At 39.2% G+C, this 20,250-nt stretch carries 19 protein-coding genes; 7 read left to right on the top strand and 12 right to left on the bottom strand.

The window, feature by feature from the left end; all coding sequences use genetic code 11:
• Positions 1-134 precede the first annotated feature (134 nt).
• From EKM78_RS12755 to EKM78_RS09500, 4 genes are all read right to left on the bottom strand, one after another.
• Positions 135-287 carry a hypothetical protein gene (locus tag EKM78_RS12755; protein WP_164507287.1) on the bottom strand — a complete coding sequence of 51 codons (153 nt, stop codon included), beginning with the start codon at positions 285-287 and terminating at the stop codon, positions 135-137.
• Between the two features lie 141 nt (positions 288-428).
• Positions 429-1,862, bottom strand: coding sequence for an NlpC/P60 family protein (locus tag EKM78_RS09510; RefSeq protein WP_125771682.1), 1,434 nt, complete (start codon positions 1,860-1,862; stop codon positions 429-431).
• 21 nt (positions 1,863-1,883) lie between these two features.
• Entirely contained in the window at positions 1,884-3,116 is a 1,233-nt protein-coding gene (locus EKM78_RS09505) for a C39 family peptidase (protein WP_245995031.1), read from the bottom strand.
• Positions 3,117-3,671: 555 nt separating this feature from the next.
• Positions 3,672-4,952: a cation:dicarboxylate symporter family transporter gene (locus EKM78_RS09500; RefSeq protein ID WP_125771680.1), complete on the bottom strand. Its 1,281-nt coding sequence runs from the start codon at positions 4,950-4,952 to the stop codon at positions 3,672-3,674.
• Positions 4,953-5,302: 350 nt separating this feature from the next.
• On the opposite strand from EKM78_RS09500, the gene EKM78_RS09495 reads away from it, so the two are divergent.
• Positions 5,303-6,193 carry an EamA family transporter gene (locus EKM78_RS09495; protein ID WP_125771679.1) on the top strand — a complete coding sequence of 297 codons (891 nt, stop codon included), beginning with the start codon at positions 5,303-5,305 and terminating at the stop codon, positions 6,191-6,193.
• A gap of 5 nt (positions 6,194-6,198) precedes the next feature.
• Here EKM78_RS09495 and lepB read toward each other — a convergent pair whose 3' ends face one another.
• Together lepB and EKM78_RS09485 are read right to left on the bottom strand one after the other, a co-directional pair.
• The gene (gene lepB, locus EKM78_RS09490) at positions 6,199-6,849 is read right to left on the bottom strand and encodes a signal peptidase I (protein WP_125771677.1); all 651 of its coding nucleotides are present in this window, start codon (positions 6,847-6,849) and stop codon (positions 6,199-6,201) included.
• A gap of 95 nt (positions 6,850-6,944) precedes the next feature.
• Positions 6,945-7,547: a TetR/AcrR family transcriptional regulator gene (locus tag EKM78_RS09485; protein WP_125771675.1), complete on the bottom strand. Its 603-nt coding sequence runs from the start codon at positions 7,545-7,547 to the stop codon at positions 6,945-6,947.
• Between the two features lie 191 nt (positions 7,548-7,738).
• Here EKM78_RS09485 and EKM78_RS09480 point away from each other — a divergent pair, with 191 nt between their 5' ends.
• The gene (locus EKM78_RS09480) at positions 7,739-8,653 is read left to right on the top strand and encodes an ABC transporter ATP-binding protein (protein WP_211334359.1); all 915 of its coding nucleotides are present in this window, start codon (positions 7,739-7,741) and stop codon (positions 8,651-8,653) included.
• A complete protein-coding gene (locus tag EKM78_RS09475) occupies positions 8,654-10,264 on the top strand; it encodes an ABC transporter permease (protein ID WP_125771670.1) in 1,611 nt (536 codons plus the stop codon).
• A 636-nt stretch (positions 10,265-10,900) separates the two neighbouring features.
• On the opposite strand, the gene EKM78_RS12750 is transcribed toward EKM78_RS09475, so the two are convergent.
• Positions 10,901-11,128 carry a hypothetical protein gene (locus tag EKM78_RS12750; protein ID WP_164507286.1) on the bottom strand — a complete coding sequence of 76 codons (228 nt, stop codon included), beginning with the start codon at positions 11,126-11,128 and terminating at the stop codon, positions 10,901-10,903.
• A 73-nt stretch (positions 11,129-11,201) separates the two neighbouring features.
• Positions 11,202-11,669: a hypothetical protein gene (locus tag EKM78_RS09470; RefSeq protein WP_125771668.1), complete on the bottom strand. Its 468-nt coding sequence runs from the start codon at positions 11,667-11,669 to the stop codon at positions 11,202-11,204.
• Between the two features lie 233 nt (positions 11,670-11,902).
• Here EKM78_RS09470 and EKM78_RS09465 point away from each other — a divergent pair, with 233 nt between their 5' ends.
• Together EKM78_RS09465 and EKM78_RS09460 are read left to right on the top strand one after the other, a co-directional pair.
• Positions 11,903-13,270: an Nramp family divalent metal transporter gene (locus tag EKM78_RS09465; RefSeq protein WP_125771666.1), complete on the top strand. Its 1,368-nt coding sequence runs from the start codon at positions 11,903-11,905 to the stop codon at positions 13,268-13,270.
• Positions 13,271-13,438: 168 nt separating this feature from the next.
• A complete protein-coding gene (locus tag EKM78_RS09460; protein ID WP_125771664.1) occupies positions 13,439-14,608 on the top strand; it encodes an iron-containing alcohol dehydrogenase in 1,170 nt (389 codons plus the stop codon).
• A gap of 145 nt (positions 14,609-14,753) precedes the next feature.
• Here the strand turns inward: EKM78_RS09460 and EKM78_RS09455 are convergent, their stop codons facing one another.
• The 4 genes from EKM78_RS09455 to EKM78_RS09440 are packed head-to-tail and all read right to left on the bottom strand — an operon-like array spanning position 14,754 to position 18,952.
• Positions 14,754-16,109: an ABC transporter substrate-binding protein gene (locus EKM78_RS09455; RefSeq protein WP_125771662.1), complete on the bottom strand. Its 1,356-nt coding sequence runs from the start codon at positions 16,107-16,109 to the stop codon at positions 14,754-14,756.
• On the bottom strand, positions 16,109-16,936 hold the full coding sequence (locus EKM78_RS09450) for a carbohydrate ABC transporter permease (protein WP_125771660.1): 828 nt from the start codon (positions 16,934-16,936) through the stop codon (positions 16,109-16,111). The genes EKM78_RS09455 and EKM78_RS09450 overlap by 1 nt, the downstream gene beginning before the upstream one ends.
• On the bottom strand, positions 16,936-17,880 hold the full coding sequence (locus EKM78_RS09445; protein WP_125771657.1) for a carbohydrate ABC transporter permease: 945 nt from the start codon (positions 17,878-17,880) through the stop codon (positions 16,936-16,938). The genes EKM78_RS09450 and EKM78_RS09445 overlap by 1 nt, the downstream gene beginning before the upstream one ends.
• Positions 17,873-18,952: an ABC transporter ATP-binding protein gene (locus EKM78_RS09440; protein WP_125771656.1), complete on the bottom strand. Its 1,080-nt coding sequence runs from the start codon at positions 18,950-18,952 to the stop codon at positions 17,873-17,875. Before EKM78_RS09440 ends, EKM78_RS09445 begins: the two co-directional genes overlap by 8 nt.
• 270 nt (positions 18,953-19,222) lie before the next feature.
• On the opposite strand from EKM78_RS09440, the gene EKM78_RS09435 reads away from it, so the two are divergent.
• Positions 19,223-19,966: a TerC family protein gene (locus tag EKM78_RS09435; protein ID WP_425453541.1), complete on the top strand. Its 744-nt coding sequence runs from the start codon at positions 19,223-19,225 to the stop codon at positions 19,964-19,966.
• A gap of 76 nt (positions 19,967-20,042) precedes the next feature.
• Positions 20,043-20,171, top strand: coding sequence for a hypothetical protein (locus tag EKM78_RS13320; protein ID WP_281273623.1), 129 nt, complete (start codon positions 20,043-20,045; stop codon positions 20,169-20,171).
• Positions 20,172-20,250: the final 79 nt, after the last annotated feature.

Genomic DNA, 20,250 nt, shown 5'->3' with positions numbered 1-20,250 from the left:
GACCTTAGCGAAATGGCCAGTTTCCTCTACGGCATCAAGTGCCAATTTCACTTACGGCGTACATCTCACATTCACCTTATCAAAAAAAGGTGAGTAAATTAATTCTCCGTCAAGAATTAACTTACTCACCTATCTTAACCTATTTCCTCTTGGCGACGAAGGAGCTTAGAGGAAGGTGCAGTTTTGAAACAAGCGAGCGCTCTCTGCTCGATTGGTTCAAAATGTGCCCACCACGTTCCAGCGTCTGTATCCCCGGGCCCCGGAGTCGGCATTGAACGTACAACCAAACTACTACCTCAACACCCCAACCACCAAAAATCACAAACGCCAGCAAAATAAAACGCTTCTGTCTGCCATAGCTCTCTTACATCTATAAAAAAAGACCTCTCATCAAAGAGAAGTCTCAAAAAAACTAATAACCATCTAACCTATTCAAAAACTCGAGCAAATCCAGCAATATTACCACGGTTACCATAAATAGAGTGGATTTGGACACCACCTGGCCATGACTCGATCATTGTATTAGCATCCAACAAAATACCAACATGCCAAATAACTCCACTAGATGGATCTGTAAAGAACACTAGATCACCACGCTGTCTTTGAGCAGAAGGGATATGTGGCATTCTCCAGTCAGCCCACATCAATCTACTATTCCATTCGTTACCTGGTTGAGCGTGTTGAATTGCTGAAACAGGAAGTGGAGAAACACCAGCTGCGTACATAGCTTGTGTAACTAAACCAGAACAGTCGACACCATATTCAGGTGAACTTGCTGCACCAGAGATCCATGGTTTACCAAGATATTGTTTAGCTTGATTGATCATTGCTTCAACATGGTCTGAACGAGTACTGTTGATACCTGTTTGAAGTGGAGCAACATATGAATCAATGTTATACCATGAATCCTCTGAGAAGCCCATCGCCTTCCAAGTGGCTAAATCAGTTTGACCTGTAATGGGTAATCCCATACGTGATTGAAGATTTCTAACCGCATTGATCACACTACCATCATAAATAGTATGACCATTGGAGAAGCCGAAATATTGTCTTACTAAGTAAGTCTTAATACCTTCGACACCATTGTATAAATCATAACCTGGTGTTCCATCTGGTTGGATCTGAGTATTAGAAATTTGTAAGTAACCAGCACCATTTGAATAAACTGGTGTAGTTGTAGCATCAAATGAATTGATCCACAAGTTGTTACCTACTTCCCAATAATTTACTCCATCAACACTGTCGGTGCGGCTGTATTGCCAAACAGAATTAGCAGCTAAATTTGGTGAGCCACTGTCTGTGAAACCAGATTCGTTACGGTTAGAAGTTTTAGCTCCCCAACCTTCGACACGAACAATACCATTTTCAGCTTTACCAAAATTCAAAGTAACATCATTACCGTTGACATAAGCGTTAGTACTTACTCGATAATAATTTTGTCCTTGATTTGATAATTTGATGTCAGTATACCAATCGCTATTAGCTTTTAAGCTGATAGTTAGTTGATTACCATTCTCATCATATAAACTCGATAGTCCGTCACCAGTGCTGACTGTACCATTAACGATCGATGTTTTGGTAGGAGCAGCAGTCGGTGTAGTCGTCTCTGTATCATTAGCATAATTTGAATCTTCTTGATCTAAGGCATTGTTCAAACTTTGAACTTTGGGTTGTGTAGCTGATCGATCTGCAGTTGCAGACACCACTACATCTGCAGTAGTTGGCGTAGTATTGTCCGCTGTATTAGTAGTTTCGACCGCAGTTTGAGTAGTTTCGGCATGAGCATTATTTTGCATCAAGCCAACAGAAATACCAGCTAAAACTAAATTACTAAAAATAATGATTTTATGTTTGTTTTTCATGTTTTTCCCCTATATTTTGTCTTAATAACTAAGAGCACGTCTATTTTGCGTATCCCAATTTTGCAAAAATTGACTTATCCCCATTTGAGTCGTTTGATTAGTCCAACAATCGTTGTAATAAACGTATTGATCATCGTACCCGGTAATAGTTAAAGCATGATATGGAAAGCCATGCAAAGTATTCCAAGTAACGACTGGGTGGCCAATATCGATCTGATACTTAATAGCATTAAAATCAGCACCTGTTAGATCTTTGGCTGATCCAGCATATTTTTCAACTAAATTCATTAATGCATTTGGAAAAATAGTTATCCCGGTCTGATCCCAAGGCTGTCCGATATATCCATAATTAGGATCTGAATTCCTTGGCATCTCTTTAGCTAGTTGCATCTTGTCAACGGAAGCTCCAGCATATTGCAACATCATCGTTACTGCCGTGATCTCACAACCATTAGGCAACTCCGGACGTTGAGCAATCAAAGGAACACCTGATATCCAGGCGGATTCTTTCATATCTGGTGCATCATTTACAACAACGTAGTCTTGAGGCACCCAGACATTAGTACCAACTTCATACCAGTATTTCCCATTTTTGCTAATACGTTTGTCAGTCTTCCAAGCAGTCCCTGTATCAAGATCATTGCCAGTATAAACAGCGGCGTCACCATATCCATTGAATGAATGGACCTTAGCACCTTTCTTATAACTAATAGTTGCCGTTGATTGATAATCTTGCAAGTTAGACACAAAAGTACCGGCGTCAGCGTTAATATATTCCAGCGTGGAAACTCGATAGTAACCTTGCCCATCAGCTGAATGAGCTAATTTGTCAGTGAACCAAGCGGAATGAGCTGCTAAACTCCGATTGCTGTCCTTAGTACCAGTTTGATCAGTCAAACCGGCCAATTTGTCACCCACTGTAAAAACACCGTCAACTTCAGTTACTGTAGGTTGCTGGGTCGTTTGCGTAGGTTTTGTATCAGCTGCATTTTCCTGCGAATAACCATTAAATTGCACAGGTTGCATTTGGTCAGTAGAATCAGTTCCAGTTTGTTTGTCATTTTCTGGTGCATAAGTTTGAGCTTGAACGACATTTCCCTGATGTTGTTCGTTTGGCGATACTTCTGTTGCTTTTATTTGCTCAGTTGAACTTGTTGCAGATTCAGGACTAGCTTGAACGAGCATTGGAAAGACAAAAATACTCATTGAGAGCAATGCTGATGAGCATAGTGAATATTTGTATTTTTTTCTCACTGTGTTCCCCCTATCTAAAGTTCCCTATAACTTAAACATGAACAATTTAAATATAATGTTATTTGAAATTGCCGTCAATCGCGTTTTATCATTATTGATTATATTTTTTATCGTTATATTTATATAATCGGCGTTTTTCGCATTTTGTTGGGATTTATTAGTTGAGTTTTTGATTATAATTCATTTATATTTGATTTGATATTTTGATGTCAAAAATAGAATAGAGCCATGACAGACAGAAGCGTTTTACTTGTGATGACGTTTGTGATTTTTGGTGGTTGGGTGTGGAGGTAGTAGTTTGGTTGCTACGTTCAATGCCGACTCCGGGGCCCGGGGATACAGCCACTGGAACGCTGCCGACGTCGATTTGAGATTGTTCGGGTGATCTTCCCGAATAAGCTCAAATCGACGTCGGCAGCGTTCCAGTCCCATATAGCGCCACGACCCGGAACCGGCATTGAACGTACACCCAAACTACTACCTCCCCCAAAAATTTTCAAAAAAAATAGCCACTGACCAATAAAGAAGTCAGTAGCATCAATTTAAATTATTCGATTAATCGCCACGTGTATAAGAGGCAACATATTTCTCACGTTTTTCTTCATCAAACTCATTTTCACTTTTAGCAATAATAACCGTTGCTAACGAATTTCCGACTACGTTTACAGCTGTTCTTCCCATGTCGACTAATCGGTCGATCCCGGCGATGAAAGTCAAACCTTGTAGTGGAACACCGATCGTAGAGACTGTAGCTAGTAGTACCACGAAGGATGCTCCGGGAACTCCAGCCATTCCTTTTGACGTCAACATTAAGACTACTACCAACGTTATTTGTTGTCCGATCGAAAGATTGATGTTATAAGCTTGTGCTAAAAATAGCGCTGCTAGGGATTGGTAAATTGCCGATCCATCTAGGTTAAAAGTATATCCAGTTGGGATCACGAATGAAACGATACCTTTAGTTGCACCGTATTTTTGCATCTTATCCATCATCTTTGGTAAAGCTGCTTCAGATGAGGCTGTTGTGAAGGCTAAAACTATTTCGTTTTCAATAATGCGGAATAGTTCATAAAATTTCACGTGGAAAATGCGACCAACTATCACCATTACGACAAAGACGAAGAAAGCCATTGTTCCGTAGGCGATAACGATAAATAATCCTAATGGCTTCAAGGCTTCAAAGCCCATTTCACCGACGGTTACACCGATCAGAGCACACACACCAATTGGCGCTACTCTCATGACCCAGTTAGTTACCTTGAACATAACATTGGCAACAGCATCTAAAAATTTAGTAATAATTTGTCCGGGTTCACCGATGCTGGCAGTTCCTAGTCCGAATAGAACAGAGAAGAAGATAACTGGTAGCATCTCACCTTTACCCATAGCCTCAAAAATGTTCGTTGGGATAATACTCATCAATACTGACCAGATACCATCATGTTGGGCGGTTTTAGCTGAAGCAGTATATTGTGAGATATCAGAACTTTGAAGATCATGAATATTAATGAAGGTACCTGGATGCGTTATATTGGCAACGACGATACCAATAATGATGGCAAGTGTCGTCATTACTTCGAAATAAATCAAAGTTTTCAAACCGATTCTTCCGAGCTTTTTAATATCCCCCATGTTGGCAATACCAACAGTTAAACAGGATATAACAATAGGAAGCACGATCATTTGAATTAAGCTTAGGAACATGGTTCCGATATTCTGCATTACTTGAATGGCGGCTTTATTATGGTAAAAAATTTGTCCTAAGATCACACCTAGGATCAAGCCAATAATAATCTGCCAACCGAGACTTATTCTAAAGTAACGTTTTTTCTGCAATTTTGACACCCCTTAAAAACTCACTTCTTATGATTATATCAAAAAAATAACCTACCGTTAGTATAATTTAATCAATTAAGAATAGCTTTAATTTAATATTTTACATAAAGTCCGAGTTTTCGGGATTTTCAGCACCTAAAAAAATTGATTTTATATATCATATTGGATATTTTTTTCTAGCTTAAACATACAACAATAATATTTATCATATCGTTGAAAATCCTAAAAATATTACAAGTAAACAAATCCTACAATTGATATACTATTTGATAGTTGCAGCTTATCCCAATATTAAGGCAATTCAATAACATTCTTCAATATTGGTCTACGACAGAAAGGGAGATGTAGTTTTGTCAAAAGATCAACGATTAGGTATCTTATTTGCAATCATTGGTTCAATGCTTTGGGGGACATCTGGGAGCGTTGCTCAATTCGTTTTTACCAATAAATCCATTTCACCTTTATGGCTGGTCGGGATCAGATTATTCTTTGCAGGTTTGCTGTTACTTATCTGGTATGGAATCTCTAATGGAAAAGAAGTTTTTTCAATTTGGAAAAAGCGCTCATCAGCTATTACTTTGTTGGTATTCGCCTTTTTAGGAATGATGCCTTCACAACTTGCTTATTTTATGGCTATTAAATATGGCAATGCCCCAACAGCAACCGTATTGCAATTTTTAGGTCCATTATTCATCATTATTTATTTGGCAATTTCAACCTGGAAAATGCCGCGACGGATCGACTTAATTTCAATTGCCCTAGCACTATTCGGTACTTTCCTCCTAGTTACTCAAGGACAATTCAATAAGTTGGTATTGGCTCCACTAGCCTTGATTTGGGGGTTATTAGCTGGATTGAGCCAAGCTTCGTATACATTGATCCCAGCAAAACTACTTCGCGAATTTGATGCCCGGCTAGTGGTCGGCTGGGCCATGTTGTTAGGTAGCATCCCCTTTTTAAAGACTGTTGCCAGCACGAAAGTAAGTCACTTATCAATCAGCCATCTTCTATCGATTGTTTTCATCGTTATCTTTGGGACTATGTTGGCATACCTTCTATATTTAAAGAGCGTTCAACATATTGAACCATCAACTACTGGAATGTTAAGTGCCTTTGAGCCTTTAACAGCAACCATTTTATCGGTGACATTACTCAGTACACCGATCTCAAGCCCGGAAATAATCGGTGGTATCTTGATCCTTGCTACAGCTTTCTTACAATCGATCGGATCCAGATCCTGATCAAACTATCCATAAAAAGCAAAATCTCCCAGAGGCCAATACTTCAAAGCCACTCGTCCAACGATCATCGAATCTTTGACAAAGCCAAAAATCCGGCTGTCATTGGAAACTGTGCGATGATCGCCGAGCACAAAATAATTATGCTGTGGAACCCGGTTTTGTTTCTGCAGAGTCTTTAAATATCGATTACTATAGCGTTTTTGCCAATCAGGCGTCTGCGCTAAAGACTCGATCGTAAATGAATAAGTATAACTATAAGGCATACCTGCATATGGAGTGTATAGCTTTTCTCTCAATTTGGAATTGGGATCAAAGAAGTCTTCACGATACTTCTTTCCATTAATAAAAAAGCCGTTCTCTTGGGATTTTATCTTATCCCCCGGCAATCCGATGACTCGCTTGATATAAAGCGAGTCTTTTTTGTCGGGAGCCTTCAAGATGACGACATCTCCACGACTTATTGGTACATGACGAAGAGCGATGACGTGGTCACCGTTATTGAAATTCGGTTGCATTGAATTTCCCGATACGTAATTCTTGGAAAAGATGAACTGAAAAGCTAAAGAACTAATACTAAATACTAAAATAACGACTAACAAAATTTGTAACGAAAACTTCTTCCACGAGCGGTTGAACGACCTGCGACGATTTTTCATTTCAAAGCCTCAATTGATAGTATTTAATTATTTTTCAGTTTAATAATACTACTTTATTTCAGCCAATAATTATCGTTTTAATTATATTCAACTTATCATTTCCCTAAGATGCCATAAAAGAACATGTGGACCAGTTCTTTAGCATGTTTTTTCATCTCTCTGGCGTTTTTGTAAGAAGCCCCATCAGGGCTCATAACATACCCGACATACATATCGAGATAGATCAAAGCTCCTTGATCAGTGATCTCGTCACTAATGACGTGTTCAGCTCGTCCTTGATCGAGTAACGTTTTCCAAAATTTAAATTTCAAAGATTGATACTCATCCATGACTCGGGTGTCGCCATTTTTTCCTTGAAATTCAGCGACCATAAACTCAAAAAAATCATTATTCATCTCCCCTGACATCGAAACGCTGTCTTCTGTCATCGATTCAACCTTTTTCATGAAGGTCATTGATGAATCATCTAGTTTTTTAAAGTATTGCGCATACCCATCGACGATCAATTTGACGACTACTTCACGGGCAAGTTCGACCTTGCTAGAAAAATATTTGTACAGCGTAACTTGTGAAGCCTGGGCTTGTTTCGCAATTTGGGCGATCGACGTTTTTCTATATCCTTGGGCGATCAACAATTGTTGCGCTGCCAATAATATTTGTTCGCGCTTGATTATTTTTCTTTTCTCGTTGCCATTCATAATTTTCTCCTAAATAATTTTTGAAAAATATTTCAGTTATAAAACCGTCAATGATGACTTTCTAAATTTTGTTATCAAAATAGTTCAGTTTCCCATTATTTCGCGGTTGACAGCCTTTCCAACTGGTCTTACTATACGAATAAATAGTGAACTATTCAAGAAGAATATTTCATTTTTAGAGGGAGATTATTATGACAACGCCAATTTTACACATCGAACATCTACAAAAGAATTTTGGTAAATTTCAAGCTTTAAAGGATGTCACCTTTGATGTTGATCCAGGGGAAGTTTTTGGATTCATTGGACCGAACGGCGCCGGAAAATCAACTACGATCCGTATTTTATTGGGGATATTGAAAGCTAGCTCTGGCTCAGCCACTATTTTTGGAAAAGACGTTTTCAAAGACGCTGTATCCATTCATAAACGGATCGCATACGTCCCAGGTGACGTTTATTTGTGGCCCAATTTGAGTGGTGGCGAGATCATCGATTTGTTCTTAAAACTTTCTGGTGACAAGCACACTGAAAAAACCGACCAATTGATCGAGCGATTCCAACTTGATCCAACTAAAAAGGCTCGGACTTATTCCAAAGGTAATCGACAAAAGGTTGCTTTGATCGCAGCTTTTTCAACTGAAGCCGACTTTTATATTTTTGACGAACCCACTTCTGGACTTGATCCTCTAAACGAAGAATACTTCCAAAAGTCAGTTGCCGAACTGAAAAAGCAAGGTAAAGCAGTCTTATTATCGTGTCACATTTTATCGGAAGTTGAAAAAATGTGTGATCGGATCGGTATCATCCGTGACGGTCAGATCGTTGAAACTGGTACCTTAGCTGAAATGCGTCATCTAACGAGAACTGTTATTACTTTTAAAACTATCGAGAGCACGCCGGAACTGGCAAGCCTTAATGGTGTTCATAATGTCGAAAATCAACCTAATGGTCGCCAAACTTTTTCCGTTGACACCGAGCACATGGCTGAAGTCATCGACTACTTAGCGCAAAGACAAATCGTCGAACTCCAGTCGACACCGCCAACTTTAGAAGACTTGTTTATGCGTTACTACGATACCAGCGAAGAAAATCTTGTGGAGGGAAAATAAATGCTGAGCAACGATTTTACGAAGACAGCTTTCTTAACACGCTTCTCATTAAGAAAAAACTGGCTCAAATTAACTGTTTGGACTATCGCGATGGCTGGAATGTTTACTGCGATTGCTGCTAAGTTCACTAGTATTTATGGCACCCAAGCTGCCATCGATTCCGTGATGGAAACTCTTAGGTCCCCCGCAATGACCGCTCTGTTTGGAAAAATGCCTTCCGGAGTATCTTCGTCAGCTGACATCTTTGCAGCAGAAATGACCGTTTTTATGGCGATCATGGCTGTCGTGATGAATTACTCCATCGTTATCAAAAACCTTCGTGGAGAAGAAGAAATCGGCATTACCGAGATCATTCGAGCTCATGCCGTCGGCAAACTAAGTTTATTAGGTGCAACGTTGATAGAAGCTGTCATCTTAAATTTAGGGATCGGACTACTATATGCGCTTGGACTAACTTTTGCCGATCTATCTGGGACTGACCTCAATGGGAACTTTTTACTAGGATTAGGACTAGGTTTTGCCGGCTTAATGTTTGCTAGTATCGCCGCCTTAATATCGCAGATCGTCGACAACTCCCGCAACAGCACCATCTTGTCTTATGTGGTGTTCGGGATCATGTACGTTGCTAGAATGTCGACCGACATTTCTGATCCCAAGCTGACTTGGTGGATCCCTTTTGGCTGGGTCGAAAAGTTTTCTACCTATAAAGATAACAACTGGACGCCAGTCTTATCAATGATCATTTTTACCATCATTGCTTTCGCATTAGCTTTTTTCATTAACTCGAAACGAGATGTCAACGCTGGATTGATCGCCACTAAACCAGGCAGAAAACACGCCTCCGTTTTCTTAAATGGCACATTCAGTTTATTTTTAAAATTACACAAAACTTCCATAATAGTGTGGACCATCGGTCTATTAATCCTGGGCTTTACCTACGGCTCGATCTTCAGTGACATCGGCGACATCATCAAAACTAATCCTACCTTGGAACAAATGCTAGGAAAATCTGCCATCCACGCAGCCAACGTCGCCATAATCAAGCAATTCATCAGCATGTTAATGATTATATTCGCCGTGCTATCACTAATTCCTGGGATGCAAATCATCCACTACTTAAAAACTGGTGAAAACAAAGGCTATTTAGAAATGATCCACGCCAAACCAGTTGGCAGGACCAAGCTCTACTTAAACAGCATCATAATAGCTACAGTCACTACCCTACTAGTTCTAGCAGCCACCCTCTACGGTCTCTACTTAGGTGGCGTCTACTCAATGAAAGACCCAATAGCGCTAAAAACATTTATTAAAGCTTATGTTGCCTATATCTCGCCAGTATTAATAATGTTAGGAATAACTGCGGCAATAATAGGAACAGTTCCAAAACTATCATCTATAAACTATTTGTACCTAACAGCAGCTCTAATAATTCAATACTTCGGCAAGTTATTAAAATTTCCAGATTGGCCAGAGAAGCTGACTCCGTTCGGCTACATTGCTCAAGTACCAGTTAAAAATGCTGATACGGCGACAATCGTCTGGCAGTTAGCAATAGCAGCCGTTCTTTTTGGGATCGGATATATCGGATATATCAGAAGAGATTTGAAGTAGTTAATTTAGACATTTAAAGATGTAAGAGAGCCATGGCAGACAGAAGCGTTTTACTTTGTTGTGTTCTGTTTGTTTGGTTAGTTTAGGTGTGGAGGTAGTAGTTTGGTTGCTACGTTCAATGCCGACTCCGGGGCCCGGGGATACAGCCACTGGAACGCTGCCGACGTCGATTTGAGCTTATTGTAAGCGATAAATCGCTAACAATAATTTGGCGGCTGAGGGCTGTATCCCCGAGCCCCTCCGTCTAAATAGAGACAATACTCCCCACTTTGGTTGAGTTTAACCGATTAATTTTGATCAAATTGGCACTGTTTACTCGTCCTATTTCTCACATGTCAATCTCAATCTCTATCTTTGTTGGTAAGGTCAAAAAACAAAAACACAATCAAGATCAAAACAATAAATCACAATTATAGTGAACTTGTTTCTTATTTAATTTAGGAAATAATTTCAGCCCCGGTCCTGGTTTTGATTTTGATTTTGATTTTGATTTTACTAATTATGGAGAAACTTGAGATAGACATGTGAAGAATAGGCCAGAAAACAGTGCCAATTTCTCAACACAAGTCGGTAAATCTCAACCCGACGGGAGATATACATATCCACCTAGGTGGAGGGTCGGGGCGCTATATGGGCTCAGCCGCCAAATTCCTCTTGGCGACGAAGGAGCTTAGAGGAAGACTCGTATTTGAGATCGTCGAAGTGGTCTTCTTCGAGGAGCTCAAATCGAGTCGGCAGCGTTCCAGTCCCATATAGCGCCCCGACCCGGAACCGGCATTGAACGTACACCCAAACTACTACCTCCCCATACAATCCAAACAAACTAACAAAACGTGCCCCAAGCAAAACGCTACTGTCTGCCATAGCTCTCTTACATAAATAAAAAAAGGCTCCGATCAAAAATCAATCAGAGTCTATACCTTAAAATATAACAAACTTAAACTTGTCCAATTTCCACTTCTACGTCTTTACCCAGCTTATCAGACAAAAACTTCTCGATCTCTTTATAAGACCGTTTAAAATTGAGTTGAATTTGTGCAGCGCGATTGGTATTAAAAATTACAGCGACTCTTTCAACTTGTCCAGGCAATTCGATCGGTATCAATGTCACGTGAACAATTTGTGAATAGTCTAACACTCCCGAATAAAAGCCACTTAAGATAATTTTCTTACTACCAATTCCACCGACACCATTCATGATAGTCAATGTAACGAATTCAGCCACCATGAAAATATATGGTAATCGGTTCACTGGTGAGATCATTAACCAAGCACCAACAAATACTGCAAAGATCAGTGTAGATAGCTTGTACGTTGACCTGATCTCGATTTGTGATTGCCAATAAATACTAAAAATGGCTCCTATTAGGAAGACGACATCGATAATTATTATAAAAGTATCCATACCCTACATCGCTCCTTTCTTCTTACTCTAATTGTAAGTTACCTGTGAATGGAATTCAAACAATCACGTCATTTTTCAGAAAAAATATATTGGGATTTTTTGGAAAATTATTGTGAAATTAATATAAATACCTTCACAAATTTAGTTAGACCTAAATATTTTTTTATAAAGGGTTTAATGTCTGTCGTTGGGGTGTTATGATGTCATGAGATTTAATAAAGGGGGAAATACGCTTGAGTGAAAAAAAAGAACAAAAACACGAAAGCCTCATCCATTATGCCAACGGTCCTTCTCTAGAGGAGATCAACAATACCGTCGACGTTCCCGCTAATGCTAGCTTTTTCAAAACCCTTCTTGCATATAGTGGTCCAGGAGCCTTAGTTGCTGTTGGTTACATGGATCCAGGAAATTGGGTCACCTCGATCGCTGGTGGTGCTCAATTCAAATATAAACTGTTAACAGTTATTTTAATTTCTAGTTTGATTGCAATGCTACTGCAATACATGTCCGCCAAACTAGGTATCGTAACTGGAAAAGATCTCGCCCAATTGACTCGCGAGAACACATCCAAGGCCGGCGGATTCGTCCTTTGGATCATTACCGAATTAGCTATCATGGCTACGGATATTGCCGAAATTATCGGTTCCGCCATTGCCTTGAAGCTGTTATTCCATATTCCCGTCTTATTAGGTATTATAATCACCGCATTCGACGTTTTACTGCTCTTGCTACTAATGAAGCTAGGGTTTAGAAAAATCGAAGCTATCGTCGCTTGCTTGATTTTCGTGATCTTGGCAGTCTTCACTTATGAAGTTGTCTTAGCTCAACCACAATTAGGACCTATGGTCAAAGGATTCATTCCAGATCCAGTTATTTTACAAAATCAAAGTATGCTTTACCTATCGCTTGGTATTGTTGGTGCAACTGTTATGCCACATAACTTGTACTTGCATTCATCGATCGCCCAAGCACGTAAGTACGATATTAAGGATAAAGATAGTGTTAAACGAGCTGTTCGTTTCTCAACTTGGGATTCAAATATCCAATTAACTTTAGCTTTTATCGTTAATACCTTGCTACTGCTCTTAGGTGCAGCTTTATTCTACGGAACAAAGAGTGACCTCGGACGTTTCGTCGATCTATACAATGCCTTGCAAGATCCTAAGATCGCCGGTGCAGTTGCTAGTCCGATCTTGAGTACATTGTTTGCGATCGCCCTACTAGCATCCGGACAAAATTCAACTATTACTGGTACGCTATCTGGTCAGATCGTTATGGAAGGTTTCATCCACATGAAGATGAAACTTTGGGCAAGACGTGTGATCACTCGTCTCTTGTCGATCATTCCTGTTATCATTTTCGCTGTGATATTCAATGGTAATGAAGCAAAAATTGAGGAACTGTTAACATTTTCACAGGTTTTCCTAAGTATTGCCTTACCATTTTCAATCTTCCCATTGATCAAATATTCAAGTGATAAAGGTCTAATGGGTGACTTCAAAAACAACACAGCTGTAAAATATTTAGGATATCTCATTGCTGTTATCCTAACTATCCTTAATATCTGGTTGATCTACACAACGATTTTCCCAGGAACATAATCAAAATATTAAAAAATATACGTCAGATTTGGCGTATATTTTTTTTGCTCAATTAATTTTTGACAATCAATTGTAAAATCTTGCTCAATTAGTTACATAATTAACAATATCATTGCAAATGCTTTCATGAATATATAGAATGTTCCTATAAAGCGAGGAGGAACTATCATGAAAGAAAATTTTGATTTCTTAATGCCTAGTGTTAACTTTTTCGGTGCAGGCGTTATTAAGAAAATCGGCGATCGCGCAAAGATGTTAAATATGACAAACCCATTAGTCGTAACTGACAAATTTTTGGAAAGTGTTGAAGATGGTCCAGTTGCCCAAACACTCGACTCTCTAAAAGCTGCCGGTGTTAAATACACAATTTACAATGGTGTAGAACCAAATCCTAAAGTTAGAAATATTCAAGAAGCTAAAAAAGTCTACTTAGACAACAATTGTGACGGGATCATCACTGTTGGTGGTGGTTCAGCCCATGATACTGGTAAAGGTACTGGTATTATTTTGACAAACGGCGACGATATCACAAAACTTGCTGGTATTGAAACTTTGGAAAATGCCCTACCACCTTTGATGGCTGTTAATACTACTGCTGGTACAGGTTCAGAACTTACTAGACACTGTGTTATCACTAATACAGAAACACACCTCAAGTTCGTAGTTGTTTCATGGAGAAACATCCCTCTAGTATCATTCAACGACCCAATGTTAATGTTAGATGTTCCTAAGAAATTAACTGCTGCTACTGGTATGGATACATTCGTTCAATTGATCGAACCATACGTTTCAACTAACAGAAACGAAATCACCGATGCACAATGTCTTCAAGGTATTAAATTAGTTGAAGAAAGCTTACGTGAAGCTTACTCAAACGGTCATGATGTTGAAGCTCGTACGAAGATGGTCGAAGCTGAAATGCTTGGTGGAATGGCCTTCAACAATGCCGATCTAGGTTACGTTCATGCTATGGCTCACCAACTTGGTGGTCAATACGATGCTCCACACGGTGTATGTTGTGCCATCCTTCTACCTATCGTTGAACAATACAACATCATTTCAAATCCAGAAAGATTTGCTCAATTAGCAGTTGCTATGGGTGAAGACATTTCCGGACTATCAACGAGAGATGCCGCTGAATTATCGATCAAAGCTATGAGACAATTAGCTGATGACGTCGGCATCCCACGTAGCATCAAAGCTATCGGTGCCAAACCAGAAGACTTCGAACTTATGGCAGAAAACGCATTGAAAGACGGCAATGCCTTCTCTAACCCACGTAAGGGTAATAAAGAAGAACTTGTTGAATTATTCCAAAAAGCTTATGATGCAGAATAATATCTTACTTACCGGGACAATTGAGTTCCGGTATTTTTTTAAGAGAGCGTAAAAAGATTATCAACTGCCAGCTACTATCTTCTGCAACTCGTATACACATATAGCAAAAAGCGATACTGATCTCAGTACCGCTTTTTGTCATATTTTAATACCCGTTTGCTTTATTCAATGTATGAAGATTTGCGTTGATATCCTTATCAGCCTTCTCGAGAGCTTTGTTGATATCGCCCCCGTTGTAGACTGTTTCCATCGCTATTTCTTCAAGTTGACGTGTCAATTGCATGCCTTCCATCAGAATACCTGAATTATAGTAGTTAGGTTTAGCTGTTGCTAATTGCCGCCCTGGTACTTTAGCTGCGGGCGTTTGTTTATATAGATCCTTGAGTACTTTTTGTTTTTGTGAATCCTTATTTAAAGCTAGGTAACCCGTATCTTTTTGCCATTGAGCTTGAACCTCTGGCTTTAAAGCATATTTGATAAATTCGTAGGCACCTTGTTGAACATCCTTTGGCTTGTCATTGGAGATCCAGAGAGCTGCCCCTCCAATAGCTACACCGTTAGCTTTTTGACCATCGGGATGTGGGAAATAAGTGATCCCTAGTTCATTTTTATTGTTAGCTGTCAATTGCCCAATACTTGCGGAAGATTGAATGAAAATGCCAACTTTATTTGCCAAAAATCCAGCTGTTTGGTTTGCCCCAGCACTAGCACCAGAACCATAATCGATAAAGTCGCCAGCTTTGATATTTTCTCTGATCCATTCGAGGAATTTGACTGAAGCAGGATTATTTAAGTTCACCTCTGTAGGATTTCCAGTATGACCATCATTGTTATTAGCCAATGACGCACCAGAATTAGCCAATGCTTGCTCCATGAACCAACCATAAACTTGGACTGTCATCCCTTTAACTTTGTGATCTGACTTTTCATAAAGTTGTTTTGCAACTCGCGTAATGTCGCTATAAGATGGTGAAACTGGCGGTGGTGTGATGCCATATTTCTTCAACAATGTCGCGTTGTAATAAAGCACTGGTTGCGAAGTATTAAATGGCATCCCCTGCTGCTTGCCACCATTTGAATAAAATGAACGAGCAACTGGTGAGATCTTGTTAACATCGAAGTTATTGTCTTTGTCAATGAAATCTTGGATCGGAGTTGTGAAGCCACTGTGGATCATTTGAGCCGTGGAAATATCAAAAGCTTGAAAAACGGCTGGTGAAGTACTTGATCCATGTGTTTGCAAGATCTTTTGAATAGCTTCATCGTACGTTCCTTGATATTTAGGTACCACTTGATACTTATCTTGCGACTTATTAAATCCATCGACCACTTTTTCCAAAGCGTCCTCGGAAGGACCACCTAATTCATGCCAAAAAACAATTTGCGTTCTATGACTTGAACTAGCTGTCGACTTATTGGATATTACATTACTAAATACCGCTACTAACACGGCTCCGATTACTAAGAGCAGTGGCAAAATGATTTTCTTAGTGTTTTTCATTATTTGACCGCCCCTTCATTTAAACCTGACTTAAAGTAATGTTGACCGATGAATAACACAATGATCGTTGGGATCACAATAATAGCTGCACTAGCTTGGATCATCCCCCAGTCATTGAATGTTTCTTCGGATTGCAATTGACGCAGACCATTTTGGATAACTCGCGAGTTATTGCTAAATGTAGTCAACATTGGCCATAAGTATTGATTCCAAGCGCCCAAGAAACTATAAGCACCTAATGTGATCATACTGATCTTGTTATATGGTAAAACGACGTTCCAATAAAATTGAAAATGGTTCAAGCCTTCAATATCAGAAGCCTCTTTTAGTTCAGCTGGAGTTTGTTTGAAGGATTGGCGCAACATAAATGTTCCAAATGCTGAAGTCAAAAATGGTACGATCAAAACTGAATAATTGTCCAGCATCCCCAGGAATTTAACAGTTTGAAAGTTAGGAATGATCTGAGCTTCAAACGGCAACATCATTGTTACTAAGAACAGACCAAACAAGAAGTTTCTGCCTTTAAATTTCAAGAAAACAAAAGCATATGCACTCATCGAGCAAAAGAGCAGTTGAGCGACCATAGTCAAAGTTGAAATGACAAAACTATTTGCCAAATATCGTAAGATCGGTGTCTTAGTGAATGCTGCGACATAATTGTCAAAAGATAAATTGGTACTGAAAAGATCACCTTTTGCAATATCCATGGTTGGCAAGAAGCTGGTCCAGATACCAATGAAGAAAGGCGCTAAAATCACTAATGCCAAGGCAATCAGCAATACATAAGTCAAAATACGTTTGATCAAACTGTTGTTATTTTCGGCCATTAGTAATTAACCTTCTTCTCTAAAAATTTAAATTGAAGCAATGTGAAGGCAGCGATGATAACTGTAAGGATAATTGCTTCCGTACTTGCTTGAGCATAATTTCCACTGTAAAACGCATCTTTGTAAATCCGATAGACTAACATGTTGGTTGCATTTGTTGGTCCACCTTTAGTGATCAAGTCGATCAAGCCAAAACTCTTGAAAGCACCAATAATGGTGATCGTTGAAACGAAGAACAATGTTGGTGAGATCATGGGCAAAGTGATTTTGAAAAATTGGAACCGTGGTGAAGCACCTTCAACACTGGCTGCTTCATAAAGTGTTTGTGGAACAGACTCGATTGCTCCGAGAAGGATCAAGAACGTGAATCCCAAATTCATCCAAACAGTCGTGATAATGACGGCCCACATGGCATTTTTAGGATCTGTCAACCAATTGATCGGCGTCATTTTAAGAGCATTGGCAATAATGGCAAAGAATCCAGTAGAAGGATTAAAAATGAAAAGCCAAAATATTGCGGCAACTGAGACCGAAACACCCATCGTAACTGAATACAAAGTCCGAAAAATACTGATCCCAGGTAGTTTCTTGCTAGCTAGATTAGCTAATAACAAACTAATCGCTAAAGTAAAGAAAGTCACTCCCACTACATAAGCTAACGTAACGACTAAACTATTCAAGAAATCCGGTGACTGCAGTAATTTTGCATAATTGCTAAAGCCTGCAAAAACTGAAGTTTTGCCTAATGTATTGGTTAAAAACATACTGATATAAAACGTCTTAATCATGGGATAAAAGACAAACAATCCCAAGATAAATAATGATGGTCCTAAAAACAATAATGAAAAATATTTGTCATTAGCATTCAATTTAAAGGTGCTCTTTGATTTAGAAACAGTTTGCTTCTTTGAAATTGTCTGATCTGTCGTAGGAGACTTAAGCATGAACCATTGCCCCCTGTTCCGTAATATTGTTGCCTTCAACATCGAAGATCAAAAATTCCGCATCAGCTGTGATCTCGACATTTTGGAAAGGTGAAAAGTGAGCTCCACTATCAACCATGACTGAAACTTCTCCACCGTGATTCATCTTGGCGTGGATGATCTTTTCATCACCCAAGAATTCAACGGCTTTAATCGTGGCATTTGCATGCAATTCATCAGTGTCCACGATTTTCATTTCTGTTGGGCGAACTCCCACACGCACATTCTTTTGTTCGATTGGATGTGGCAAAGTAACTTCAAAATCATTATTGACTTGTAAGATGGCTTCAGAGATCTTTTGTGCAGGCAAAATGTTGATCGGTGGAACACCAAAGAAACTGGCGACAAATTCATTTGCTGGATGTTGATAGATCTCTTCTGGAGTACCAACTTGTTGGATCTTGGAATCATTTAAAACCATGATATGATCAGCCATTGTCATTGCTTCAACTTGATCATGCGTGACATAGATCAAAGTTAGACCTAATTTGCGTTGCAACGCATAAATTTCCTGGCGCATCTTGATCCGTAATTGTGCATCCAAGTTTGATAAAGGCTCATCCATCAAACAGATCTTGGCATCACTAGCGACAGCTCGAGCCAAGGCCACACGTTGGCGTTGACCACCAGATAGTTCTCGTGGCTTACGATCACGCAATTCTTCCAAGTTGACCATCTTCAAGGCATCATTGACGCGACTTTCAATTTCCAAACTGTCGACTTTGCGTGCTTTTAATCCGAAAGCAACATTTTCCCAAACACTCAAAAATGGGAACAGTGCATAACTTTGAAAGACCATCGTTAAATTACGGTCCTTAGGTGATAAATCATTAACGACTCGATTTTCAATCTTGATCGTACCAGCAGAAATTTGTGTAAGTCCGGCGATAATTCGCAGCAAAGTACTCTTTCCACAACCTGATGGTCCAACGATCACGAAAAATTCCCCAGTTTGGATCTCAGCAGAGACGTTGTCTAAAACTTTCTTCCCTTGATCAAATTCTTTAGAAACGTTCTTTAAAATTGTCGACATTGTAAAAGTCCTCCATGACATTCAATAGCTTCAGTATGCATGTTGGATGTATAGATATAATCTATTTCTTGTAAATTTTGTGTAAATTATGGCTCGATTTTCTAAATATATTTTCATGAAAAAATCAAAACAACAATATTATTTTTTAAAAATCAGCAAATTCCGTACAATTATTGAAAAAATTTAGTATGATGGAAATAAGAAATGGTATATGTTTCTAAATTTGAAAAATAAAGTGAGGTAACACACTGATTGAATGCAATAATTAACATGTATGCTCCATTTTTTGATTTAAATAATTGGGCCACAGTGATCGAGTCTGGTCACGATTGGATGGTCATCTTCTCATTAGTTATTATGGAATGTTTACTCTCGGTCGATAATGCGGTAGTCCTAGCTGCTCAAACCCAATCTTTACCGGATAAAGTCCAAAGAGAAAAGTCATTGTTCTATGGTCTGATCGGTGCATACATCTTTAGATTTATTGTCATTGGTCTTGGTGTTTATCTGATCAATTTCTGGATAATCAAGGCACTTGGTGCAATTTATTTATTTTATTTAGCAATTAAGTTCTTTTTTATTGAAAAGAGAAAAGGCAATCAAGTTGAGGTTCCTACGGAACGTCCTAAGCCACGTGGCTGGAAGAAATATATTAAGATCTCCGCTTTTTGGCAAGTGGTTATTTCGATCGAATTGATGGATATTGTGTTCTCGATCGATTCGGTTTTGGCTTCTCTAGCTATTTCGGAAAATCCTGTTATTGTTTTGATCGGTGGTATGATCGGGATTTTAGCTATGCGAGGGATTGCTGAAGTTATTATGAGCTTTATGACTAAGATTCCTGAACTGCAGGATATGGCTTATTTTTTGATTTTGTTTATTGCTGTTAAGCTGTTCTTGTCGATTCCTGCTATTGACGTGCATATTCCTAATACTGTTTTTGTTTTTGTTTTGTTGGGGGCTATTGCTGTTACTTTGATCGTGCATTTTTATCGGGTTAATCGGAAGGGTTAATTCTTTTGTTATTGTTGTCCTGGAGATAGTTGGTCTCTGGGATTTTTTTTGCTGATTTGGGTGTGGAGGTAGTTGTTTGGTTGTACGTTCAATGCCGACTCCGGGGCCCGGGGATACAGCCACTGGAACGCTGCCGACTCGATTTGAGCTCCTCGAAGAAGACCACTTCGACGATCTCAAATACGAGTCTTATTCTAAGCGGTAAAACGGTTCTTGTTGTACTTTGGTTAGCCATCAAGAAATTCATCAAGATCTAGGTTGCCTGTTGATTCCAAAAAGACTAG

This window comes from Companilactobacillus furfuricola, assembly GCF_003946325.1.
Classification (GTDB): Bacteria; Bacillota; Bacilli; order Lactobacillales; family Lactobacillaceae; genus Companilactobacillus; species Companilactobacillus furfuricola.
The sequence above is the reverse complement of the archived record's forward strand: the minus strand, read 5'-3'. Positions and strand labels throughout refer to the sequence as shown.

What these genes read in the sequence shown, in the direction of transcription:
- EKM78_RS09450 (WP_125771660.1), bottom strand. Translation starts at nt 16,936, where the DNA reads ATGGCCGAAAATAACAACAGTTTGATCAAACGTATTTTGACTTATGTA.
- lepB (WP_125771677.1), bottom strand. Translation starts at nt 6,849, where the DNA reads ATGAAAAATCGTCGCAGGTCGTTCAACCGCTCGTGGAAGAAGTTTTCG.
- EKM78_RS09510 (WP_125771682.1), bottom strand. Translation starts at nt 1,862, where the DNA reads ATGAAAAACAAACATAAAATCATTATTTTTAGTAATTTAGTTTTAGCT.
- EKM78_RS09445 (WP_125771657.1), bottom strand. Translation starts at nt 17,880, where the DNA reads ATGCTTAAGTCTCCTACGACAGATCAGACAATTTCAAAGAAGCAAACT.
- EKM78_RS09475 (WP_125771670.1), top strand. Translation starts at nt 8,654, where the DNA reads ATGCTGAGCAACGATTTTACGAAGACAGCTTTCTTAACACGCTTCTCA.
- EKM78_RS09470 (WP_125771668.1), bottom strand. Translation starts at nt 11,669, where the DNA reads ATGGATACTTTTATAATAATTATCGATGTCGTCTTCCTAATAGGAGCC.
- EKM78_RS12750 (WP_164507286.1), bottom strand. Translation starts at nt 11,128, where the DNA reads ATGGCAGACAGTAGCGTTTTGCTTGGGGCACGTTTTGTTAGTTTGTTT.
- EKM78_RS09435 (WP_425453541.1), top strand. Translation starts at nt 19,223, where the DNA reads ATGTATGCTCCATTTTTTGATTTAAATAATTGGGCCACAGTGATCGAG.
- EKM78_RS09460 (WP_125771664.1), top strand. Translation starts at nt 13,439, where the DNA reads ATGAAAGAAAATTTTGATTTCTTAATGCCTAGTGTTAACTTTTTCGGT.
- EKM78_RS09485 (WP_125771675.1), bottom strand. Translation starts at nt 7,547, where the DNA reads ATGAATGGCAACGAGAAAAGAAAAATAATCAAGCGCGAACAAATATTA.
- EKM78_RS09455 (WP_125771662.1), bottom strand. Translation starts at nt 16,109, where the DNA reads ATGAAAAACACTAAGAAAATCATTTTGCCACTGCTCTTAGTAATCGGA.
- EKM78_RS09440 (WP_125771656.1), bottom strand. Translation starts at nt 18,952, where the DNA reads ATGTCGACAATTTTAAAGAACGTTTCTAAAGAATTTGATCAAGGGAAG.
- EKM78_RS09480 (WP_211334359.1), top strand. Translation starts at nt 7,739, where the DNA reads ATGACAACGCCAATTTTACACATCGAACATCTACAAAAGAATTTTGGT.